The following is a 17,021-nucleotide window of genomic DNA, read 5'->3' as shown; positions in this document are numbered from 1 at the left end:
GTGACCCAGCTCATTACTACCGAACTGGTCGAGCTCGACCAGAATCTAGGCACTACGCCCGAGGACGTGATCCGGCACCTGGCAGGCAGAGTTGCCGCCAACGGACGCGCCACCGAAGTCGAAGGGCTTTTCACGGACGCCTTCGCCCGCGAATCCAAGACCGCCACGGGGGTGCCGGGCGGCATCGCGATCCCGCACTGCCGCTCGACGGCGGTCACGGAAGCGACGCTGGCCATGGCACGGCTGTCCCAGCCGGTCGATTTCGGCGCCAAGGACGGTCCGGCCGACCTGATCTTCTTCATCGCGGCCCCGGAAGGCGCGGACCAGGAGCACCTCAAGCTCCTGTCCAAGCTGGCCCGGTCCCTGATCAAGAAGGACTTCACCGCAGCGCTGCGGGCAGCCGCCACGCAGGCCGAGGTCGTGGAGCTTGTCGAGGGCGCGCTGGCGGACAAGCCCGCCAGCCACGCCGCCGACGTCCCGGCCGACACTGCCGCTCCGGCAGCGGCCGGCTCAACCGCGGCAGCGCCGGCGGCCCCCGGGACTCCCCGCACCAAGCGCCTCGTCGCCGTCACGGCGTGCCCCACCGGCATCGCCCACACCTACATGGCCGCCGACTCGCTCGTGGCTGCGGCCAAGGAAGTCGGCATCGACCTGCAGGTGGAGACCCAGGGTTCCTCGGGCGCGAAGGCCCTCGACCCGGCCGTGATCGCCGCGGCCGACGCCGTCATCTTCGCCGTCGACGTCGACGTCCGCGGCAAGGAGCGTTTCGCCGGCAAGCCGGTCATCAACGCCCCGGTCAAGCGTGGCATCGACGAGCCGGACAAGATGGTCCAGGAAGCCCTCGCCGCGGCCGACAACCCCAACGCCCGGCGCGTGCCGCACTTCGGCGCCGAGGAACAGGCCCAGCACGAGGCCGAGGAAAAGGGCGAGCACATCGGCCAGAAGCTCAAGAAAGCCCTGCTCACCGGCGTCAGCTACATGATCCCGTTCGTGGCCGGCGGCGGCCTGCTGATTGCCCTCGGCTTCCTGATGGGTGGCTACCTGATCACGAAGTACGCGGACACGATCGTGGTGCAGAACAGCCTGTTCAACCTGCCAACCGAGTTCCCGGACAACGCCTGGGGCCCGCTTGGCGCCTACATCGGGGCCGTGCTGTTCAAGATCGGCGCGCTGTCGCTGGGCTTCCTGGTCCCGGCCCTGGCCGGCTACATCGCCTACGCCATCGCCGACCGCCCGGGCATCGCACCGGGCTTCGTCTCCGGTGCCGTGGCCGGGTTCATGGGGGCCGGCTTCCTCGGCGGTATCGTCGGCGGCCTGCTCGCCGGCTACATCGCCCTCGTGATCGGCCGCTTGCAGGTGCCCCGCTGGCTGCGCGGCCTGATGCCGGTGGTTATCATCCCGCTGCTGGCCTCGATCGTCGCCTCCGGACTGATGTTCCTGATCCTCGGCGGCCCGATCGTCGCCATCACCAAGGGCCTGAACACCTGGCTCTCGGGCCTGACCGGCGCCGGCGCGATCGCCCTCGGCGTGATCCTGGGACTCATGATGTGCTTCGACCTCGGCGGCCCCGTCAACAAGGTTGCCTACTCCTTCGCCGTCGCCGGGCTGGGCGCCGCATCGCTGGATAACCAGGCGCCGTGGCAGATCATGGCGGCCGTAATGGCCTCCGGCATGGTGCCGCCGCTGGCCATGGCCCTCGCTTCCACCGTCCTGAACAAGAAGCTCTTCAGCCTCGCAGAACAGGAAAACGGAAAGGCGGCCTGGCTGCTCGGGGCGTCGTTCATCTCGGAAGGGGCCATCCCCTTCGCCGCAGCAGACCCGTTGCGCGTCATCCCCGCCAGCATGGTGGGCGGCGCGGTGACCGGCGCCATTTCGATGGCGGCCGGCGTCGGCTCCAAGGCACCGCACGGCGGCATCTTCGTTTTCTTCGCGATCGACAACTTCCTGATGTTTGTCGTCTCGATCGCGGTCGGCACGGTGGTCACCGCGCTGTCCGTGATCGCGCTCAAGCGCTGGGCAGTCAAGAAGACCGTTGATACGGTTGAACCGGTTCCCGTAACCGTCTGAGCCGGTCCACCACAGACCTTCCCAAGCTGATAATCCAAAGCTGAATTCAAGGAGCAGAAATGACCGAACGTAACGCCACCATTGCCAGCCGCGTAGGGCTGCATGCCCGCCCGGCCGCCATCTTTGCCGAGGCTGCAGGCGAGTTCGATCTCGAAATCACCATCGCCCGGCTCGGCGAACCGGAGGACGAGGCCATGGACGCCGCCAGCATCCTGTCCCTGATGAGCCTGGGCGCATCGCACGGCGAGGTTGTGGTGTTGCGTGCCGAGGGCGACGGCGCCGACGCCGCCCTGGACCGCCTCGTCCAGATCCTCGAGACGGACCACGACGCCGAATAGCGCCAGCAGCGCGGACGGCGGCCCGGCAGCACCCACGGGGTGGTGCCGGGCCGCCGTCGTTTCCGGGCGCGCCCGCGCCGGAAACGCTTCATAAGGGGCCTTAGTAGATGCTTGTTTTCCCCGGCGGGCGTCGATAGCTTGGGAATCGTGGTTGCCGCCCCGGGCAGCCGCCAGGACCAGTTCCCGGCCTCAAGGAGACGAACCATGGCAAGCGTGCAAGAGAGCATTGACGTCGACGTCCCCGTGTCGACCGCATACAACCAGTGGACCCAGTTCGAGACCTTCCCGGAATTCATGAAGGGCGTCGAGGCGGTGGAGCAGATCGACGAGACCTCGCTCCAGTTCCGGACCGACATCGCCGGGGTGCGGCGCGATTACCTCGCCCAGATCACCGAGCAGACCCCGGACCGCAGGATCGCCTGGGTCAGCCAGGACAAACCGCGCAATGCGGGCACCGTCACCTTTGAATCCCTCGGCGCCGAGCGCGCCCGCGTCAGCGTCGAACTTGAGTGGGAGCCCGAGGGCGTGGTGGAGAAGACCGGCTCCGCGCTGGGTGCGGACAGCCGCCAGGTCAGCGCCGACCTGGGCCGTTTCAAGGAGTTCATCGAGTCCCGCGGCATCGAGACCGGCGAATGGCGCTCCTCCGTGGACCGCGGCGAGGTCGACGACGTCGTCCCCGCCGATGCTGTTGTCCCGGCCGATCCGGCCGATCCTGCCGACGGCGGGCCGCGGTAGCCATGCCTGCGAAAAAAGGTGCGCCGCAGGGTTCCGAGAGCCCCAGCATCAAGGACCCGGAACTTTATGAAGCGCTGTTGGAGGACGGCGCCTCGAAGCAGAAGGCAGCCCGAGTCTCCAACGCGGCGGCCAAGCGGGGCAGGTCATCGGTGGGCCGCAAGGGCGGCAAGTCCGGCGACTATGAGGACTGGACCGTCCCGCAGTTGAGGGAAAAGGCCAAGGAGATCGGCCTGAAGGGCTATTCAGCGAAGAAGAAGAGCGAACTGATCTCCGCTCTGCGGAATTCCTGAGCCGATGACGCCACAAGCGCGGGGGGCGAACCCGGACGCGGGCTCAGGCGCCCTTGCGCGCAGCCCCCTTCGCGGCGGAAGTTTTAGACGCTGTGGTTTTAGACGCTGTGGTCTTGGACGCTGTGGTCTTGGACGCTGTGGTCTTGGCGGCGGCCGCCCTGGAGGCGGTTCTGGAGGCGGTCCCCGTCCCGCCGGCACCGCCGGAGGCGGCCTTTGCAGTGGACTTGGCCGCGGCCTTCGGAGCCGTCTTGGACCCGGGCTTCCCGGCCGGCGCAGCTTTCGCCTTGCTGCCGGCCGCCGCTCCGGCGGTTGCGCCGTCGTCGTCGCCACCGCCCGCGGCCGCTCCGCGCTTTCGCTCGATGCTGCGCTTCAGCGCGTCCATCAGGTCGATCACCTCACCGGTTCCGGCTTCCGCCGCCGGAGCACCGAAGGTCTCCTCCGTGTCCAGCGACTCGCCCTGTTCGATCTTCGCGTCGATCAGCTGCCGCAGTTGGAGCTGATAGTCGTCCGTGAACTGCTCCGGCTCGAAGTCGGCCGCCATCGAGTCCACCAGGGCCGCGGACATTTCCCGTTCCTGAGCCGAGATCCGGACGCTCGTCTCGAGCGCGGGGAAGCTCGCCTCGCGCACCTCGTCCGCCCACAGCAGCCCCTGCAGCACCAGCACGTCGCCGCGGATCCGCAGCGCCCCCAGCCGGGTCTTTTCCCGCAGTGCGAACTGGACGATCGCCACCCGGTCGGTGTCCTCCAGGGCCCGGCGCAGCAGCACGTAGGCCTTGGGCGACTTCGCGTCCGGTTCCAGGTAGTAGCTCTTCTCGAACATCATCGGGTCCAGCTGCTCGGCGGGCACGAACTGCACCACCTCGATCTCGTGGCTGTTCTCCGCGGGGATCGACTTGAGCTCCTCACGGCTGAGGATCACCGTCCGGCCCTCGTCCTCGTAGGCCTTGTCAATGTCCTCGTAGTCGATGATCTTGCTGCAGATCTCGCACCGGCGCTGGTAACGGATCCGGCCGCCGTCGGCGTTGTGGACCTGATGCAGGCTGATGTCGTGGTCCTCGGTCGCGCTGTAGACCTTGACCGGCACGTTGACCAGCCCGAACGCTATTGCGCCTTTCCAGATGGCTCTCATGGCTCAAGTGAACACCAGAGCCGCACGGAGGTGAAGTGTTTTGGCTGACAGCAAGGAACGCGTCCGAGTCGACGGCCGGGAACTGGTGCTGACCAATCTGGACAAGGTGATGTACCCGGAGACCGGGACCACCAAGGCCGATGTGCTCGCCTACTACGCCGCGGTGGCGTCCGTGCTGATCCCGGCAGCGGCGAACCGACCGGCCACCCGGAAGCGCTGGGTCCACGGCGTCGGGACCGCGGAGGCGCCCGGCGAGATGTTCTTCCAGAAGAACCTGGACCACTCCACGCCGGGCTGGGTGCCGCGCGCGTCCATCACGCACAAGGAGCGGACCATCCAGTACCCACTGGTCAACGATCCGGCCACGCTCACCTGGCTGGCCCAGATTGCGGCGCTGGAGATCCACGTGCCGCAGTGGCGGGTGGATTCGCACGGCAACGCCCTGCCCCCGGATCGGCTGGTGCTGGACCTGGATCCCGGGGACGGTGCAGGACTCGCCGAATGCGTGGAAGTCGCCAAACTGGCGCGCAGCATCCTGCAGGACGTGGGCCTGGAGCCCGTGCCCGTGACCAGCGGCAGCAAAGGCATCCACCTCTACGCCGCGCTGGACGGCTCGCAGAGCTCGGACCAGGTCTCGGAGTTTGCCCACGAACTGGCCCGGGCACTGGAGGCCGACCACCCGGACTTGGCGGTCAGCGACATGAAGAAGACCCTGCGCAGCGGCAAGGTGCTGGTGGACTGGAGCCAGAACAGCGCCGCGAAGACCACCATCGTGCCCTACTCGCTCCGGGGCAGGCTCCGTCCCACTGTTGCGGCGCCGCGAACCTGGCGGGAGCTCGGCGCGCCTTCGCTGCACCAGCTCGACTACCTGGAGGTGATGAAGCGGGTGAAGGCGGGCAAGGACCCGTTCGCGGTCATCTCCGGGGCAGGGCACGCCGGTGCTCCACACGGCGCGCCGGCGGCCGGCGCCGGGGGCACGCCCGGATCCGACGGCCCAACCGCCGGCGACGGCGGCGACACCGACCCCCGGCTGGAGACCTACCGCACCAAACGGGACGCGGCCGCCACGCCGGAGCCGTTCACGGCCGAACAGCACCGCAGCAGGACCGACGGCGGCACGCTCCGGGAGAGTTTCGTGATCCAGGAACACCACGCCAGCCGGCTGCATTTCGACTTCCGCCTCGAGCGCGACGGCGTGCTGGTGTCCTGGGCGCTGCCCAAGGGTGTGCCAACCACCAAGGCCAAAAACCACCTCGCCGTCCAGACCGAGGACCACCCGATGGACTACGCGGACTTTGAGGGGACCATCCCCAAGGGCCAGTACGGGGCGGGCACGGTCAGCATCTGGGACCGCGGGCACTACGAGTGCGAAAAATGGATCGCGGGCAAGGAAGTCATCGCCACCCTCACCGGCCAGGAAGGCGGGGGGCTGGGCGGCACCCGGAGGTTCGCGCTGATCCACACCGGCCAGGCCAACGATCAATGGCTCATCCACCTGATGGACACGCCCGATGCCGGTCACGGCAACCCACCCGCCGCGGAGCGGCCCCTGCCGGCGACTGAAGACCGCCCGGCTGACTTGACCCCCGCCCCGGACCCGGCGGAGCTCTCTCCGATGCTGGCCAGCGCGGGAACCCCTGCCGACCTGGCCGACAAGGACTGGCAGTTCGAGCTGAAATGGGACGGCATCCGGGCCCTGGTCTTGGGCGACGCTCAACGGATCCGGCTGATCAGCCGCAACGGCAACGACATGTCAGCCAGCTACCCGGAGCTGACGGACCGCTCCTGCTGGCCGCCGCAGGAGTTCGCCGCCGACGGCGAGATCATCGCCGTCGGACCGGCCGGCAAGCCCGATTTCGGGCTCCTGCAGGGGCGGATGAAACTGAGCAAGGCCGCCGACGTGGCGAAGGCGCAGGCCTCCACCCCGGTGCGCCTAATGCTCTTCGACCTGCTTACCGAGGGCGGCGAGGACCTCCGGCGGCGCCCCCTCCGGGAGCGGCGGAACCGCCTCGAAACCTTCTTCCGGGATGGCGCCCGGGACGGCGCCTGCCCGGTGGAACTCTCCGAGGTGATCGACGCCGACGTCGGGCACATCCTGGAAAGCGCGGAGGAGCTGGGGCTGGAGGGCGTGATGGCCAAGCGCACCGGCGGACGCTACGTCGGGCAGCGGAGCCGGTCCTGGCTCAAGCTCAAGTTCGAGAAGACCCAGGAAGTGGTGGTGGGCGGCTGGCGGCCCGGAAACGGCGGGCGCCGCGACTCGGTCGGTTCACTGCTGCTGGGCATCCCGGACGGGGCGAAACTGCGCTACGTGGGCCGGGTGGGCAGCGGGTTCAGCAGCCGCGAACTCCGGGAACTGCGTCAGCAGCTCGATGCCATCCCACGCAAGACCTCGCCCTTCGCCGAGGTCCCGGCGGAAGATGCCTCCGACGCCCGGTGGGTGTCCGCCAGGCTGGTCGGCGAGGTCACCTTCGGCGACTGGACCGGAGGGGGCAAGCTCCGCCACCCGGTCTGGCGCGGCTGGCGCCTGGACAAGACACCGGCCGACGTCGTCGTCGAACATAAGTGAGGGCCCGCCGTGGCGGGCCCTCATGGTTCTTAGTCGTGATGGGGGATCTGCGGCCGGCTTTGCCGGTGGATCGCCGCGTCTGCCACTTGCTGTCCCTGTTGCCCGCGGACCACGTCCCGGTCCTTGGGGTGGCGGTGCTTCCCGCTGCCGTCCGGCCACTCATGGCCGTCGGCGGGCGAGGGCGGTTCCGGTCGCTTGCTCTCCGGCCCGGGAACCTCGTCCATGGACTCCGCAAGGTGACTCGCAACCTCAGGCTCGATCTCTTCGTTCGAGTGATGATCCGCCATGGCTCTTCCTTTCTGCGATGAAATGAAGCGTCCCCCAATCGTAGGTCGGCGCCGGTGAGATGTCTCTAGGTCCTACCAGCGGACTTTCTTCTGCGCGGGGCCCTGCTTGCCGCTGGCGTGGGTGGGCTTGTGGCTGCGGCCGACGCTCTGCAGGCCGGCGCCGCCGCGGGATTTGCTGGCAAGCATTTCCTTCTGGGCATCCGTGAGGCGGGACTTAACGCCCTGCTCGGGTTTTGGCGCGGCCTGGGGTTCCTCGCGGCCGCGTTCTTCCGCGCCCGGGGCTCCGGGCTCTTCGTGCTTGCCGGATTTGTCAGTCATGGAAGGCGCTCCTCGGCTCGGCGTGTGTTGGCACTGGCGGTGGCTCCACCATAGGCAGTTTCCGCGCGTCTTGAACAGAGCCGGGGACGGCCCGCTGCCGGCCGGAACGGGGGCGGAAAGGAGCCCAAACGGGCCGGCTTGGAAAAAACTTCCCCAAAAATTCCGGAATGTGGCTTCTTCCTAGGAACGGCGCGGCGAAACCGCACCCCGGATCGGGGCAGATGGCACCGCATTGGCACCGGAATCGGCTGATCATACGCCACCGGAATCGGAAACGCCATGGAAATCCCGTAAAATTGAAAGCCTGCCCGGAGCGGGGCAGCTACAAGTCGCAAGCAAATGATCTCCCTAGGAGCTTTCCAAATGCCCACAGACCGAAGCACGACCGACTCTTCAGCAGGCGTTATTCACGCCGGCGGAACCAACCAAGGCGCACCCCGGGGCGCCAAGAAACCACGGCTTCGTCGCCGTCGACTCCGCGAGTCCGACGTCAACGTCGTCGACCAGCCGATGCTTAAGAAGGCGCTAGGCGGCACCATCGTGGGTAACACCATGGAATGGTACGACGTCGGCGTGTTCGGCTACCTGATCACCACCATGGGACCGGTGTTCCTGCCGGAGGCGGACAAGTCCGTCCAGACCCTCTTCCTGCTCGGCACCTTCGCCGCCACCTTCATCGCCCGCCCCCTCGGCGGCGTCGTGTTCGGCTGGCTTGGCGACAAGATCGGCCGGCAGAAGGTCCTCGCCGCGACCCTCATGATCATGGCGGCCAGCACCTTCGCCGTCGGCCTCCTGCCCGGCTACGCCCAGATCGGCATCTGGGCCGCAGTCCTGCTGGTCCTGTTCAAGGTCATCCAGGGCTTCTCCACCGGAGGCGAGTACGCCGGTGCCACGACCTTCGTGAGCGAATACGCCCCGGACAAACGGCGCGGCTTCTTCGCCAGCTTCCTGGACATGGGCAGCTACCTCGGCTTCGCCGCCGGCGCCGCGCTCGTTTCCGTGCTGCAGCTGACCCTCGGCCAGGACACCATGGAGCAGTGGGGCTGGCGTATTCCGTTCCTGCTGGCCGGTCCGTTGGGCCTGATCGCTGTTTACTTCCGGAGCAAGATCGAGGAATCCCCCCAGTTCCAGGCCACCCTGGATGCCCAGGAGAACCTCGCCAAGGACGCCACCGCCGCTGACACGTCTGCGTCCAAGGGACCGGTGGGCATTGTGAAGGCCTACTGGCGCTCCATCATCGTCGCAATGATCCTGGTAGCCGCAGCCAACACCGCCGGCTACGCCCTGACGTCGTACATGCCGACCTATCTGACCGAGTCCAAGGGCTACGACGAGGTGCACGGCACCCTGTTGACCATCCCTGTGCTGGTCATCATGAGCCTGTGCATCCCGCTGACCGGCAAGCTCTCCGACCGGATCGGCCGCCGCCCCGTGCTGTGGATCGGTGCCATCAGCACCGTCGTCCTGGCCACCCCGGCATTCCTGCTGATCGGCGTCGGTGAGATCTGGTCCACGTTGGCCGGCCTCGCCCTGATCGCCTTCCCGGTGACGTTCTACGTGGCCAACCTGGCGTCGGCCCTGCCGGCCCAGTTCCCGACGGCCAGCCGCTATGGCGCCATGGGCATCGCGTACAACTTCTCGGTGGCCATCTTCGGCGGAACCACCCCGTTCATCGTCGCCGCCCTGATCAACGCCACCGGCAACGACATGATGCCGGCTTACTACCTGATGGCCACTTCGGCGATCGGCGCCGTGGCGATCTACTTCCTCAAGGAATCCGCCCAGATGCCGCTGCCGGGCTCCATGCCGAGCGTGGACACCCAGGCCGAGGCCCGGGAACTGGTCGCGACGCAGGATGAGAACCCGCTGATCGACCTTGAGCACATGGATATGCCGCTCACCTCGGCCGAAGCAGCCGACGGGGACGCCGGGAAGGTTCCCGCCCGCGCCTAGTCCAGGCCCGCCGGTCCGGACCGCGTAGCCCAGCGCCCCGCCCGTAGAGGCCTGTCCCGCACGCTTTTCCATTGGGGGAAGCGCGCGGGGCAGGCCTCTGGCGCGTCCCCAGCCCCCCCACACCCACCCGCAACCCCAGGAGGTCCGCGTGCAGTCCCTGTTGCGGCATGTCCGTGTTTTGCACCGGCTTGGCCCGGCGAACCGAGACAGCGTCTCCGCGCTGCGCGTCGCCGTCGGTGTGGCGGTCCCTTCGCTGGCGCTGCTCGCCGCCGGGCGCCCGGACCTCATCATCTACGCCGTGTTCGGCGCCCTCACCGGGATGTACGGCCGCTCCGAACCCCACCAGCTCAGGCTCAAGCACCAGCTTCAGGCGGCCTTCGTCCTGGTCGGCGGCCTGGGCGTCGGCGTGGCGCTCTCGGTGAACCACCTCCATTCGTGGACTCTCGTGGCCGTGGAAGCGACCCTAGCGGCCGCCGGATCACTCTTCGCGGACAAGGTCGGGCTCACGCCCAACGGCCCGTTCTTTGGCATCCTGGCGCTGGGTGCCTGCGCCTCCATTCCCACCGCGGTGCCGTGGCAACTCGCCCTGCTGATCGGTGCGGCGTCCGCCGCCTTCTCCATGGCGGTCGGATTCGGCGGCTGGGTCCGCGGCCGGGCCTGGGAGCGCGGCGCCGCCCGCGTTGTGCCGCCGCTGCGCGGGATCCGCCGTCGGGCCGCCTGGATCCACGCGGCCCGGTACCTGGCCGCGGTAGCAGCCGCCGGCAGCGTCGGGGTGCTCAGCGGCAGCGCGCACCCGCACTGGGCCATGGCCGCCGCGGCGGTACCCCTGGCGGGCGCGGACCTGCCCAGCAGCGTCTACCGCGGGCTGCACCGGATCGTCGGCACCCTGCTGGGCCTGGTCGTGGTGGCCGTGGTGCTGTTTCCGTGGGCGGGCTCGCCGCTGCGGCTCTTCCCCGGCCACGAGACCGCCGTCCTGGCGGTGCTGGTGATCGTCCTGCAATTCACCACCGAGCTCTTCATGGCACGGCACTACGGGCTCGCGATGGTGTCATTCACGCCCGTCATCCTGCTGATGACACAACTGGCGTTCCCCGCCGATCCCCGGTTCCTCGTGGCCGAACGGGCGGTGGAGACCCTGATCGGCGCGTGCACCGGCATCGCCGTCGTGGTTCTGATCCGGCGCCGGCGGCCGCTGGCCGCGACGCCGAACGCCTAGCCCGGCTGCCTCTACTTCGCGCGCCGCGGCGGCCCCGCGACGAGCCGCGCGGGCAGCACACGAGCCGCTGCCGTGAGGAGCTTGTAGCGTTTGCTCGGGATCGAGACGGCCTTGCCCTTTTCGTTGTCGGCGAGGCCTTCGCGGACCACCTGTTCGGCCTGCAGCCACATCCAGCCCGGGGTCACCGCTTTGTCCATGCCCATCCGGTCGTGGAATTCGGTGTGCGTGAAGCCTGGGCAGACGGCTGTCACCTTTACCCCGCGCCCGGCATAGGCGAGGTTGGCCCAGCGGCTGAAGCTGAGCAGCCATGCCTTCGCGGCGGAATAGGTTTCCCGCGGCAGGAAGGCCGCCACGCTCGCAACGTTGATCACCCGGCCCGAATGCCGCTGCAGCATGCCCTGCAGCGCGGCGTGCGTCAGTTCCATCGCCGTTTCGACGTGCAGCTTGAGGTGCCGTTTTTCGTCCGCGATGTCATTGTCCGCGAAGGAGTGAAGCAGGCCGAGCCCCGCGTTGTTGACCAGGATCTCGACCGGGCGCGCCGGATCGCTCAGGCGATCGACGACGGCGGACACTCCCCCGTCGTCCGCCAGGTCAGCCGCCAGCACCTCCGCCCGGACGCCGTAATTGTTTTCCAGCTCCGCCGCTCGGGCCAGGAGCCGCGCCTCATCGCGTGCCACCAAGACCACGTTGTGTCCCTGCTGGGCCAGCTGGCGGGCGAACTCGGCCCCGAGGCCGGCTGTTGCACCGGTGATCAGGGCGGTGAGGGCCGGGGCCGATGGGCCGTGAGCGGTTGTGTTCATAGCCACAGCCTAGCGCCGCCGCGTTCTGGGCCTCAGGCCAGGGCCGGCCCCGGGGCGAGTTCGCCTTCGGCCGGGCCGTCCGGAGCGCTATCCAAGGCGGCGCCGACCGGCCCAGCAACGTCCAGCGCAGCCCCGTCCAGCTCAGCCTCGTCCATGGCGCGGTAGCGCTGTTGCAACTCTTCGGCGGCGAGCTCGTACCAGGTGTGGGCGCCGAAGGAGGGGCTGGGGGTGTCCAGGTGGCGGTACAGGGCGTCGGCCAGCTGACCCAGGGCCGCGTCGGAGAGCGCCTGCACGGTGGCGGCCGGATCCAGTGTCCCCTCGAAGTAATCGGAGAGCTCAAGGCCGTCGATGAGATCAGGGCCGGGCGCAGCGGCGGTGCCCGCATCGTCCGGCGTGTGTCCCTCGATGTCGAGGTCGGCGACCTCGCCAAGGAGCTGGCCGGTGACGGCCCCGGTGATCTCGCCGTCCAGCCCGGCCAGGACCTCGCCGTCGGAACCGACGTGAACCAGGCAAATGGGCAGCTCGGCCGGTTCCTGCAGGAGAAGCCGGAAGCCCTCGCTACCGCCTGCCGCAAGGCCGACGGCGGCAGCCACGGGCTCCTGGGGCGCCGCGGGGGCCTGGTTTGCGGCGAGTTGCCGGAGGTAGAGCAGGATCTCCGGGTCGAGGTGGGAGGCGCCGTGCAGATCGATGCTGACGTCCGAGCCGGAGGCCAGTCGGCTGGCTCGCCGCATGATGTGCAGCAGGGCGGGGTAGTTTGCCTGGGTCAGGCAACCGGTGACTTCCAGAGTCACGTGTCCGGGATCGACATCAACACGGACAAGCACACGCAGTTTGTGGTTCACGGGGTTCTCCAAATGACACGTCCTTGAGCCAACTGCATAACTCAAGCTAAACCATACGAAATTGTCGCCCCGCTCACAAGCGGTTACGCCCCGGCTGGCGCCTGATCCGGCCAGTCAATGCACTGGTTGTAGGCGTCATGCTTGCGCAGGTAGCGGTAGATGTAGGGGCAGTGCGGGATGATCCGCTTCCCGGAAGCCACCACGTCGTCCAGGGCGAAGTGCGCGAGCACCCCGGCGAGCCCCTGGCCCTTGAATTGCTCGGCTGTCTCGGTGTGGATGAAGTCCACATGGCCCGGCCTGTCGATGTAGCGCACCTGGACCGCGAGCTTGCCGCCAACATGCAGCTCATAGCGGTGCAGGTCATCATTGCGGGTGGTGGAGACGTCCGGGCTGAACGTGTCTTCAGTTTCTGCCGAGTTCTCCGTCATGGTTCGAGATTGGCACGTAATGGCGGGTGTGGCAATGGCCGCACCGATCCACCGGAATCACTGGCTTCGGCGTTACGGGGCGGAACGCGGCCCAGCAGCAGCACGGCGAGCGCGAAGCAGGCCGCACCGCCGCCGAGCAGCCCTACCGTGAGCCCGTTCAGTGCCGCGTCGGCCACCGGGATGAAGACGACGACGGCGGCCGTCACCACGGCAGCCGCAGGCCGCGCGCGGGAGCTGCCCGGCGCCGTCGGCTGCTCCTCCAGCCCCCCAAACAGCGCCAGCACGGGCAGCAGCAGGGCGGCGACGCCTAACAGCACCAGCGGCCGGGTCCACCACCACGCCGCGGTCCCCCCGGTCGGCTGCGGAAAATCGGTGAGCAGCAGCAGACCGGACATCGCTGCCAGCAGCGGCAGGTGCCACAGGTAGACGGTCATGGACCGCCGTCCCACCCGGGCCAAGACCCCGCGGACCGGGCCGAGGCCGGCCAGCCGGGCGAGGAGAGGCCGGAGAAGCTGCAGCCCGGCGGCCTGGGAGACGGCAAGCAGGAACAGGGTCAGGTTGGGCGGGTTGAGGTTGACCAGCATGTTCCCGGAGTACAGCCGGAGCACCACCAGGGCGCCGAGCGTCAGGTTGCTCGCCGCCACGATGCCGAGCAGCCCCGAAGGCGTCAGGCCCTGCAGTTTCCCGTCGGCCAGGATGAAGCCAAGCTGCTGCACAGCGCACCAGAGGAAGGCCATGTTGGCGTAGGCCAGTTGAGGCAGCGCGCCGCGGAGGCAGTCCACGGCCACCACCAGGCAGAGGAGGGCGGCCAGGGTCAGCCACGGTGCGCGGGCATGGAGTGCGGCCAGCCAGGGCAGATTCAGCTGCGCCGCGAGGTAGGCGGCCAGGAACCACAGCGGCATGCCCGCGCCGGCGGCCAGCAGTTGGATCACCTGCGGGTCCACGCCGCTGAGCCGTGCGGCCCACAGGCCGGTGAACATGACCGACAGCAGCACGGCGGCCGGGCGGATCAGCCGCAGGAGCCTGCCCTGGACGAATTCGAAGGCGCTGCCGCCCTGGGACCGCAGGCGGCGCCAGGAATACAGTCCGGTGACGCCGCCGGCGACGAAGAACAGGGGCATCACCTGGAGCACCCAGACCACGGGTTCGAACCAGTGCTGGTTCCCCAGGGTGTTGTCGGAGCTCACGGTGCCGTCCGGATGCAGGACCGGGCTGACCATCATCGTGTGGGCAATAACCACCAGCGCGAGGCAGAAGAACCGGGCCAGGTCGATGACCAGGTCTCGCTCCGGCACGGCTGGTGCCGGGCCGCCTGCGGGTTGCTGCATGGCGCTCCTTACCGTCGCGGCACGGGCAACCGGCCGCTTTTCCTCCATTGTCGGCCCAGCCGGAGGGAACGCAAGAGGCCAGGACCATCAGCTGGTCCTGGCCTCCGGTGATGGATGCGCTCAGGCGAGCGAGAGGAAAAGCTTCTCCAGTTCCGCACGGTCCAGGCTCGGGTCCTCCTGCTGCATGCACTGCTGCAGACCGGTGGCGATGATGGAGAATCCGGCCTTGTCCAGGGCACTGGAGACGGCGGCAAGCTGCGTGACGACGCTCTTGCAGTCCCGCCCCTCTTCGATCATGCGAGTGACCGCCGCGAGCTGGCCCTGGGCGCGGCGCAGGCGGTTAATAACGGACTTCATGTCGGTGGGATCGAGTTCCATGGGTGCCTCCCGGAGTAGACGGATTACATTCCATGGTATACCCCCCTTGGTATTTCACATACCCCTAGTGGTATAAGCGTCCCCTGGCCGGGCCTAAACCGCGGCGGAATCCTCTCCGGTAGGGACGTAAGTACCTACCGGACGGGGGCTCACGGGCGTATTTCTGGGGGTGTGAACGCGGCCAGCTTCGGTGATCCGGTAATGGCCCGCAAAGGCGCCACCGGCGCCGGTCCGGGCCCCTGGAAACGCTACGTCGCCCTGGGAGATTCGTTCACAGCCGGCCTGGGCGATCCCGAGCCCCTCAGCCCCGGCGGAATGAGGGGCTGGGCGGACCGGATCGCGGAGGAATTCAGTGCCGCACGCGGGGATTTTTCCTACGCCAACCTGGCCGTCAGCGGCCTTGTGCTGCAGCAGATCGTGGACCAGCAGCTCGGCCCGGCGATCGCCCTGAAACCGGACCTCGTCACGCTGTCCGCGGGTGGCAATGACCTGGTCTTCCACCGGCGCGATCCCGACCGGCTCGCGGTAAGCCTCGATGCAGCGGTCGCGGCCCTCTCCGCCGCGGGGGCAACCGTCGTGCTCTTCACCGGGCCGGACTGGGGCGACACCCCGGTCTTCGGCCACATCCGCGGCAAGGTGGCCGTCTTCAACGAGAACATCCGGACCATCGCCGCCCGCCATCACGGCGTCATCGCGGACTTGTGGGCCTTGCGGCAACTGAGCGACCCCAGGATGTGGGATCCGGACCGGCTGCATTTTTCCCCGCTCGGACACCACACGATCGCCGGCATGGTGCTGGACACCCTGCAGGTCACGCACAGCCTGCAGCCGCTGCAGCCCAAGCCGCTGCCCGCCGGCAACTGGCGGGAGACCCGGGCCGGCGACCTGGCCTGGGCCACGCATTACCTGCTGCCCTGGATGATGCGGCGCGTCCGGCCGCGCGACGGAAGCGCCCCTCCCGCCCCCAAGCGGCCCGAACCGGGTCCGGTCTTCGGATCGCCGACCAACGCGGCGCACCCCTAGTACGGCCGGGCTGTGTCGGCTAATCTGCAGGGACGGCCTCCGGCCAACGGCCGGGGACAGCAGACCGATGACGATCCCGAGGAGCGAAGTTGTCTAATCACACCTACAGCATTTCTGAAATTGTCGGGACCTCGAATGAAGGCGTGGACGCCGCCGTGCGCAACGGCATCTCCGAGGCTGCAAAAACCCTCCGGAATCTGGACTGGTTCGAAGTCAAGGAAATCCGCGGACACCTCGAAAACGGCCAGGTTGCCGACTGGCAGGTGACCATCAAGCTCGGGTTCCGCCTGGAGCGCTGACGTCCGGGAGGGCGGCGCATGGAGTACACCCAGCTGGGCCGTTCCGGCCTGAAAGTCTCCCGCCTCTGCCTGGGCACCATGAACTTCGGGCCGCAGACCGAGGAATCGGACGCCCACGCGATCATGGATTCCGCGATGGACGCCGGGATCAATTTCTTTGACACGGCCAACGTCTACGGCGGCTCCACGCACCGCGGCTGGACCGAGGAGATTTTAGGCCGCTGGTTCGCCAAAGGCGGCGAGCGCCGGGAACGGACGGTGCTCGCCACCAAGGTCTACGGCACAATGGCTGACCGGCCTAACGAGTCCCGGCTCTCCGCGCTGCATATCCGCCACGCCCTCGACGCAAGCCTCCGGCGCCTCCGGACGGATTACATCGACCTGTACCAGTTTCACCACGTGGACCGGAACACGCCGTGGGACGAAATCTGGCAAGCAGTTGACGTCGCCGTGCAGCAGGGAAAGATCCTCTACTCGGGCAGCAGCAACTTCGCGGGCTGGCACCTGGCCCGGGCGCAGGAAGCGGCCGCCCGCCGGCATTCGAACGGCCTGGTCAGCGAACAGTCCATCTACAACCTGCTGACCCGCAACGCCGAACTCGAGGTGATTCCGGCCGCCCAGCACTATGGCCTGGGGATCCTGCCGTGGTCTCCACTGCATGGAGGCCTGCTCGGCGGAGTTCTCAAGCAGGAGCACGAGGGTGTCCGCCGGAGTGAAGGCCGCTCGCTTGAGGCCCTGAAGAAGCACCGGAACCAGATCCGCCGGTACGAGGACCTCGCGGACGAACTCGGGCACGAGCCGGGGGAACTGGCGCTGGCCTGGCTGCTGCACCAGCCGGCTGTCACGGCGCCGGTCGTCGGCCCGCGCACCCGGGAGCAGCTCGGCGCCACCCTGCGCTCCTTTTTGGTGCAGCTCGACGTCGAGGCCCTGGGGCGCCTCGACGCGATCTTCCCCGGCCACCGGACCGCCCCGGAGGACTACGCGTGGTGAGGACTGCGGCGGCCGGCGTCGCGCTTGGGACGGG

The 17,021-nt window shown here is 68.4% G+C and carries 18 protein-coding genes; 10 read left to right on the top strand and 8 right to left on the bottom strand.

All coding sequences use genetic code 11. From position 1 onward, the window contains the following. The 4 genes from AC1DH3_RS06830 (at position 1) to AC1DH3_RS06815 (ending at position 3,430) form a co-directional block, all read left to right on the top strand. Positions 1 to 2,067, top strand: a complete 2,067-nt coding sequence (locus AC1DH3_RS06830) for a PTS fructose transporter subunit IIABC (RefSeq protein WP_476892975.1) — start codon at positions 1 to 3, stop codon at positions 2,065 to 2,067. 59 nt (positions 2,068 to 2,126) lie between these two features. Continuing rightward, on the top strand, positions 2,127 to 2,405 hold the full coding sequence (locus tag AC1DH3_RS06825) for an HPr family phosphocarrier protein (protein ID WP_138767728.1): 279 nt from the start codon (positions 2,127 to 2,129) through the stop codon (positions 2,403 to 2,405). Positions 2,406 to 2,609: 204 nt separating this feature from the next. Beyond that, the gene (locus AC1DH3_RS06820) at positions 2,610 to 3,140 is read left to right on the top strand and encodes an SRPBCC family protein (RefSeq protein WP_476908893.1); all 531 of its coding nucleotides are present in this window, start codon (positions 2,610 to 2,612) and stop codon (positions 3,138 to 3,140) included. A gap of 2 nt (positions 3,141 to 3,142) precedes the next feature. Next, positions 3,143 to 3,430 carry a DUF7218 family protein gene (locus AC1DH3_RS06815; protein ID WP_476892977.1) on the top strand — a complete coding sequence of 96 codons (288 nt, stop codon included), beginning with the start codon at positions 3,143 to 3,145 and terminating at the stop codon, positions 3,428 to 3,430. 43 nt (positions 3,431 to 3,473) lie between these two features. Here the strand turns inward: AC1DH3_RS06815 and ku are convergent, their stop codons facing one another. Further along, positions 3,474 to 4,559, bottom strand: coding sequence for a non-homologous end joining protein Ku (gene ku, locus AC1DH3_RS06810; protein ID WP_476908892.1), 1,086 nt, complete (start codon positions 4,557 to 4,559; stop codon positions 3,474 to 3,476). 40 nt (positions 4,560 to 4,599) lie between these two features. On the opposite strand from ku, the gene AC1DH3_RS06805 reads away from it, so the two are divergent. Beyond that, complete coding sequence (locus tag AC1DH3_RS06805; protein ID WP_476908891.1) at positions 4,600 to 7,125, top strand: ATP-dependent DNA ligase; 2,526 nt, start codon at positions 4,600 to 4,602, stop codon at positions 7,123 to 7,125. 29 nt (positions 7,126 to 7,154) lie between these two features. Here AC1DH3_RS06805 and AC1DH3_RS06800 read toward each other — a convergent pair whose 3' ends face one another. Both AC1DH3_RS06800 and AC1DH3_RS06795 read right to left on the bottom strand, forming a co-directional pair. Beyond that, positions 7,155 to 7,412 (bottom strand): hypothetical protein, encoded by a 258-nt coding sequence (locus tag AC1DH3_RS06800; protein ID WP_441418087.1) that lies wholly within the window; start codon positions 7,410 to 7,412, stop codon positions 7,155 to 7,157. A gap of 72 nt (positions 7,413 to 7,484) precedes the next feature. Next, positions 7,485 to 7,730 carry a hypothetical protein gene (locus AC1DH3_RS06795; RefSeq protein WP_441418088.1) on the bottom strand — a complete coding sequence of 82 codons (246 nt, stop codon included), beginning with the start codon at positions 7,728 to 7,730 and terminating at the stop codon, positions 7,485 to 7,487. Positions 7,731 to 8,093: 363 nt separating this feature from the next. On the opposite strand from AC1DH3_RS06795, the gene AC1DH3_RS06790 reads away from it, so the two are divergent. Next, the gene (locus AC1DH3_RS06790; protein ID WP_441418089.1) at positions 8,094 to 9,683 is read left to right on the top strand and encodes an MFS transporter; all 1,590 of its coding nucleotides are present in this window, start codon (positions 8,094 to 8,096) and stop codon (positions 9,681 to 9,683) included. A gap of 148 nt (positions 9,684 to 9,831) precedes the next feature. After that, complete coding sequence (locus tag AC1DH3_RS06785) at positions 9,832 to 10,899, top strand: FUSC family protein (RefSeq protein WP_476908890.1); 1,068 nt, start codon at positions 9,832 to 9,834, stop codon at positions 10,897 to 10,899. 11 nt (positions 10,900 to 10,910) lie between these two features. Here the strand turns inward: AC1DH3_RS06785 and AC1DH3_RS06780 are convergent, their stop codons facing one another. From AC1DH3_RS06780 to AC1DH3_RS06760, 5 genes are all read right to left on the bottom strand, one after another. Further along, a complete protein-coding gene (locus AC1DH3_RS06780; RefSeq protein ID WP_441418091.1) occupies positions 10,911 to 11,699 on the bottom strand; it encodes an SDR family NAD(P)-dependent oxidoreductase in 789 nt (262 codons plus the stop codon). Positions 11,700 to 11,731: 32 nt separating this feature from the next. Then, positions 11,732 to 12,541 carry a hypothetical protein gene (locus tag AC1DH3_RS06775; protein ID WP_476908889.1) on the bottom strand — a complete coding sequence of 270 codons (810 nt, stop codon included), beginning with the start codon at positions 12,539 to 12,541 and terminating at the stop codon, positions 11,732 to 11,734. 83 nt (positions 12,542 to 12,624) lie between these two features. Continuing rightward, entirely contained in the window at positions 12,625 to 12,969 is a 345-nt protein-coding gene (locus AC1DH3_RS06770) for a GNAT family N-acetyltransferase (RefSeq protein WP_441418093.1), read from the bottom strand. After that, positions 12,966 to 14,297 (bottom strand): acyltransferase family protein, encoded by a 1,332-nt coding sequence (locus AC1DH3_RS06765; RefSeq protein WP_476908888.1) that lies wholly within the window; start codon positions 14,295 to 14,297, stop codon positions 12,966 to 12,968. Before AC1DH3_RS06765 ends, AC1DH3_RS06770 begins: the two co-directional genes overlap by 4 nt. Positions 14,298 to 14,417: 120 nt before the next feature. Continuing rightward, positions 14,418 to 14,675, bottom strand: coding sequence for a metal-sensitive transcriptional regulator (locus AC1DH3_RS06760; RefSeq protein ID WP_138767747.1), 258 nt, complete (start codon positions 14,673 to 14,675; stop codon positions 14,418 to 14,420). 201 nt (positions 14,676 to 14,876) lie between these two features. On the opposite strand from AC1DH3_RS06760, the gene AC1DH3_RS06755 reads away from it, so the two are divergent. The 3 genes from AC1DH3_RS06755 to AC1DH3_RS06745 all read left to right on the top strand — a co-directional run bounded on the left by AC1DH3_RS06755 (position 14,877) and on the right by AC1DH3_RS06745 (position 16,987). Further along, complete coding sequence (locus tag AC1DH3_RS06755) at positions 14,877 to 15,698, top strand: SGNH/GDSL hydrolase family protein (protein WP_441418180.1); 822 nt, start codon at positions 14,877 to 14,879, stop codon at positions 15,696 to 15,698. 89 nt (positions 15,699 to 15,787) lie between these two features. Then, complete coding sequence (locus tag AC1DH3_RS06750) at positions 15,788 to 15,997, top strand: dodecin (RefSeq protein ID WP_175322466.1); 210 nt, start codon at positions 15,788 to 15,790, stop codon at positions 15,995 to 15,997. A gap of 18 nt (positions 15,998 to 16,015) precedes the next feature. Continuing rightward, on the top strand, positions 16,016 to 16,987 hold the full coding sequence (locus AC1DH3_RS06745; RefSeq protein ID WP_476908887.1) for an aldo/keto reductase: 972 nt from the start codon (positions 16,016 to 16,018) through the stop codon (positions 16,985 to 16,987). Positions 16,988 to 17,021 lie beyond the last annotated feature (34 nt).

Source organism: Arthrobacter sp. 05L428, from assembly GCF_056397665.1.
Note: the sequence above shows the minus strand (reverse complement) of the source record. Positions and strands in the feature narration are given on the sequence as shown.